General features: G+C 61.9%; 4 protein-coding genes. All 4 read right to left on the bottom strand.

The features are described 5' to 3' along the window. Positions 1–420: 420 nt before the first annotated feature. Positions 421–1959, bottom strand: a complete 1539-nt coding sequence (locus AC1DF3_RS36530; RefSeq protein ID WP_478142743.1) for an IS3 family transposase — start codon at positions 1957–1959, stop codon at positions 421–423. Between the two features lie 79 nt (positions 1960–2038). Then, entirely contained in the window at positions 2039–2641 is a 603-nt protein-coding gene (locus AC1DF3_RS36535; protein ID WP_478142744.1) for an alpha/beta fold hydrolase, read from the bottom strand. A gap of 350 nt (positions 2642–2991) precedes the next feature. Beyond that, positions 2992–3489 (bottom strand): hemerythrin domain-containing protein, encoded by a 498-nt coding sequence (locus AC1DF3_RS36540; RefSeq protein WP_478142745.1) that lies wholly within the window; start codon positions 3487–3489, stop codon positions 2992–2994. Positions 3490–3657: 168 nt separating this feature from the next. Beyond that, the gene (locus AC1DF3_RS36545; RefSeq protein ID WP_478142746.1) at positions 3658–4386 is read right to left on the bottom strand and encodes a response regulator; all 729 of its coding nucleotides are present in this window, start codon (positions 4384–4386) and stop codon (positions 3658–3660) included. Positions 4387–4540 lie beyond the last annotated feature (154 nt).

Raw genomic sequence — 4540 nt, forward strand, 5'->3', positions numbered from 1 at the left:
ATCTGTACGTGGCCCACCACAACGCCAACCCCAAACCCTTCATCTGGACCAAGAGCGCGACCGACATCTTGGCCAAGGTCACGCGCGCCAAGGCGGCGCTGGCACGGAGCACAAGATAAGTACATATTTACGTGGCGCACTGCACTAGCACCCGGCGAGCGCCCAGTTCGACCGATGGCCAGCGGGGGAGCCGTCATCTGCACGTTGGCCACCCCGTCGCGCACCGATCGACCTGCACCAGCCAGGTCCGAGCAAGGGGGTCAACCTAACAACGTGGGAGGCCAGAGGCCGCAAGCATGCGCTGCCACAACTCAAGCCAAGGCTCCCAATCATGCCCCCCTGCCACAGTGAACACATCGCTCTGTCAAGCGAAATCAGGAACTGACCCCCTGGGGATGCGGACAAAAACTTGGACTGGTTTTATGCGGCAAGTCCAAGGCTCTCCCGGTATTCGATGGGGCTGAGCGAGCCGAGGGAGATCTTGATCCGCTTCTTGTTGTACCAGCGGATGTAGGAATCAACGGCTTGAACGAACTGCTCAATGGTCGTTGCCTGCCAGTCCCGAGGATAGAACAGTTCCGTTTTCAGTCTGCCGAAGAAGCCTTCACAGGCTGCGTTGTCAGGTGAGCACGCCTTGCGTGACATCGAGCGAATGAGGTTTGCTTCGCTCATTCTTGATAGCCAGCCAGGCCAGCGGTAGTGTCCGCCGCGATCGGAGTGGACCACAGGCCGATCGGTGGTTTGTGCCACCGTCTCGATGGCAGCATCCAGCATCGTGTTCACCAGTTCAGCGTCCGGACTGGTTCCAATGGTCCAGCTCACCACCATCCCATCGAAGCAATCGATGACTGGCGACAGGTAGACCTTGCCCGCAGGGATCTGGAACTCCGTGATGTCCGTGAGCCACTTCTCATTTGGCGCCGCGGCCTGGAAGTCGCGATTGATGAGGTTCTCGGGTGCTGGACTGATCTCACCGAGGAAGGACGCGTATCTGCGCCGCTTGGGCTTTGCAACAACCAGGCTTTCCGGTTTCATCAGCCGTTGGACGATCTTCTCAGAGATGGGGACTCGCTGCCTGGCCAGCGATGCCTGCAGCCTGCGGTAGCCGTAGCAGCGATGATGCGACTCGAAGATGGCGGTGATGGCTTGCCGCACCGATAGGTACTTGTCACCCACAGTTGTACGGGCTCGATGGTAGAAGTACGAACTATGCGCAAGACCCAACTTGGCAAGGAGCTCTGGCAGGCCATAGTGCTCCCTGAGGGCGTCAATCAGCAGTGTCTTCTCCCGGTTGGTCAGGAGCTGCAGATCGACGCCCAGGCCTTTTTTTAACAGTTCATTGGCCTTGTTCAAGAGGTCCCGCTCAAGCTGAAGCTGCCTGACCTCGCGTCGCAGCGATTCAAGTTGGCGCTCGAGCTCCGCCTGCTCTGGCGCCGGCGGGGATTGATTGGAATGTTTCATGGATGCGGGTGCCTCACGTCCCAGAAGCTGGTTCTTCCAGTTGTACAACGTCGGCCGGCACACACCTAATTTCTCGGCCACTGCCTGCGCGCTTTCCTGCCGAGTGCAAAGCTCCATGACTCCCGCTTGCTTCAAGGTCTCGGGGTACCTCCGTCGACCAACACTGCCAACGACCGCCTTGCGGCTCTCAGGAAGGGCCTCGCGAAGCCATGCGGTCAGGGTCCCCCGGCTCGGGTAGCCCAGCGCCCTCATCGTGGCAGCAATGCATCGGTCGTGGGTCACGTAGTGCTGGACAGCCGCCTGCTTCTGCGCCTGCGAGAACTTGGGCTTCCGACCTGCATAGCGCACCGGTAGGTCGAGGCGCTGCTGATACTCGCGGTACCAGCCTTTTAGGGAATTCTTCGTGGGGTAACCCAGCTGCCTTATGGTGGGCCTCACCCGTTTGCCAAGCTTGATGTAGAGCTCAACGGCCCGGATTCTGTCGTCGTATGAATACATGAACTACCTCCTGGTAGTCCAAGTTTTCGTCCGCATCCCACCTCCTGGTAGTCCAAGTTTTCGTCCGCATCCCAGGGGGTCAGTTTGTCGTGTCGCCTGACACGCTCGCCGGCAATGCCTCCGCAAGCACTTGCACGACAGGCGCGTTCCAGTCATGTATCCCGTAGCCGAGGTAGATGGGCGGCTGGTCACGATCCTTCAGCGAAAGGGCGCGAAGACTGCGCCAAGCGTACGTCTCGAGCGTCAGCCCCAAGGGCGATACAGTGGGCGCACGCCAGTGCCTGAGGCCACCTTCGCGCGCGATCGCTTCTGCGGCCCTGGCGCTTCCAAAATAGGGGGCTATCAGGAAAAGGCCGTCCACATCGCTCGGATGGGAGTTGGCGTACCGTACGGCTGCGAGCCCACCCAGCGATATTCCGGCAAGCCAAAAGGATGTGTAGCCAGCTGCCCGCGCCGGTGCGATGACGTCGATGCGAAGGCGTTCCAAGAGCGTGTCGTTCCTGTAGTAGCCGCTATGAGCGTCCGCACGGAGTACATCCACGTTAAGGCGCAGGGATGCCACCGATTGAACGAATCCGTGGGCTTCCAGTTCGCCGACCTGCATTGCGCGACCGGGGAGGATGACGAGAAGGGTGCCGCTCGGTTCAACGCCACAGCTGGCCTGGTTGAGCCGCACGGGCATCGGAATCGAAGCTTCGCGGGGCAGCGCAGAGCATCCCGGCACACACGTTCGCGAGGACGCAGACCAGCCAAGCGACCAAGCGGCCGAGTACCCCGCGATGGCGCTGTGGCTTTGAGATTCCTCCGAGGTGCAGTTTCTCCAAGCGCGCGTCCCCGGGGGGTGGTTTTCTTGGGCTGGATCCCGGGCTCACTCCCTTTGGAAGTGGCCCGAGGGCCTGTCTCTCGGTCGCGGCTCGCGCCCCCGGCCGGCTGCGGCACCGTGCCTCCATAAGTCGTACGGGACCATAGCGATTGAGGTCGTAAAAAAAGGCGGTGGCTGGCCACCGCCAAGACCCACCGCTGAAGGTCTAGCTAGGAAGCTGTCGCGCCCGCCGTCTCTGCCATCAATTCTTCCTTGCGGGCCTGCAGTTGCTCGCGCATGCCCACCAGGTCGAGGCCGCGTGCCGCGCGCGCCTTAACGAAGATTTCGTTGCGCTCTTCCTTGACGTGATGAACGATGTACTCACCGAGCACGATCACCTTCGCGTCGAACTTGTCGTCCACCTCGGTCGCGTCCTGAATCTGCGCGATCAGGTCCTTGGCACTGGCGTGCTCGACCTCGGCTTCATCCAAGAGGTCGGTGTCCTTGATCGCCTCCCGAACGGCCGGGTAGAAGATTTCCTCTTCGATCTGCGCGTGGACCGTCAACTCCATGCAGATCTGATTCGCGAGGTCGCGCTTCTTTTGAGAGGCGCTGGCTACTCGGGAGCCGGTGAGCTCCTCATAGGTCTTGAACAGTTTCTTGACGTTGCGATGGTCTGCATCCAGGAGACTGCAGGCATCGGGTTCGGCGCGTTTGGTCGTGGACATCGTGAACTCCAGTGGATCGAGGGGCACAGACTGGATCGACGGGCGCTCGCCGCGCGTAGGAAAAAGCCGCTCGGGCCTAGCAGCGGAGAATGACCCGCCCTGATTGGCGCGCGGACGGCGACGCGCGTACGAGTCGCTGCCCTCCGCATCACGCCATTGGATACCCCCTCAGCCGCGACCGAGTCTCTCCAGCGCCTCGATCAAGGCTTCGAGAGAGACAGGCTTGCGCAGGTGCAGATCGAAGCCTGCGGCCAGGGACCGCTCCAGATCCGCCGGCCGGCCGAACCCAGTGACAGCAATCGCCGGCCATCGGCGCGCATGCGGCAGCTTGCGCAGGCGGGCGATCAACTCGAGCCCGTCCGTGCCCGGCATTCCGATGTCCGAGACCACCAGATCGAAATCGGCTTCTCTTGCCTTTTCCAGCGCCTCCTCGGCGCCCCGAGCGGTCGTGACCCGGGCTCCTTCCGCCTCCAGCAACTCRGCGAGCGTGTCGAGGGTGTGAACGTCGTCATCCACCAACAGGATCCGGCGTTGGGCCAGGGCCTGATTCGAAACCAGCTGGAAACCCGGGGCATGGCTGTCGAGCACGTCGTCCAGCAAGGGCAGCCGCACCCTGAACACCGAACCTTTGCCCAGGCCCCCGGAGTCGGCCTCGACACTGCCGCCATGCAACTCGGCCAGGTTCTTGACCAGCGCCAGACCGATGCCCAGACCACCTTCGCGTCGGGTGGACGGCTTGTGGTCTCCCTGCTGGAACATCTCGAAAACCCGCCCGAGCAGATCCGCTTCGATGCCGCGGCCCGTGTCCTGTACCTCCAGCAGCGCCCACGGCCCGTCGCTCTTCAGGCGCACATGGATCTCGCCGCCAGGCGGCGTGAACTTCAGCGCATTGCTCACCAGATTGTCGGCGCCGGTTGAACTTTGACCCACCCTGCCGGTTGAACTTTGACCCGGGGATGGGAGCCGGCATCGTGGTTGCCGACTGTGGATAACTGTAGCTGTTTCCTCCTTTCTTGCTTTGCTTGATGTTCGGTCTTTGAGGGCGCGGAGG

The organism is Variovorax sp. 10N432, from assembly GCF_056394465.1.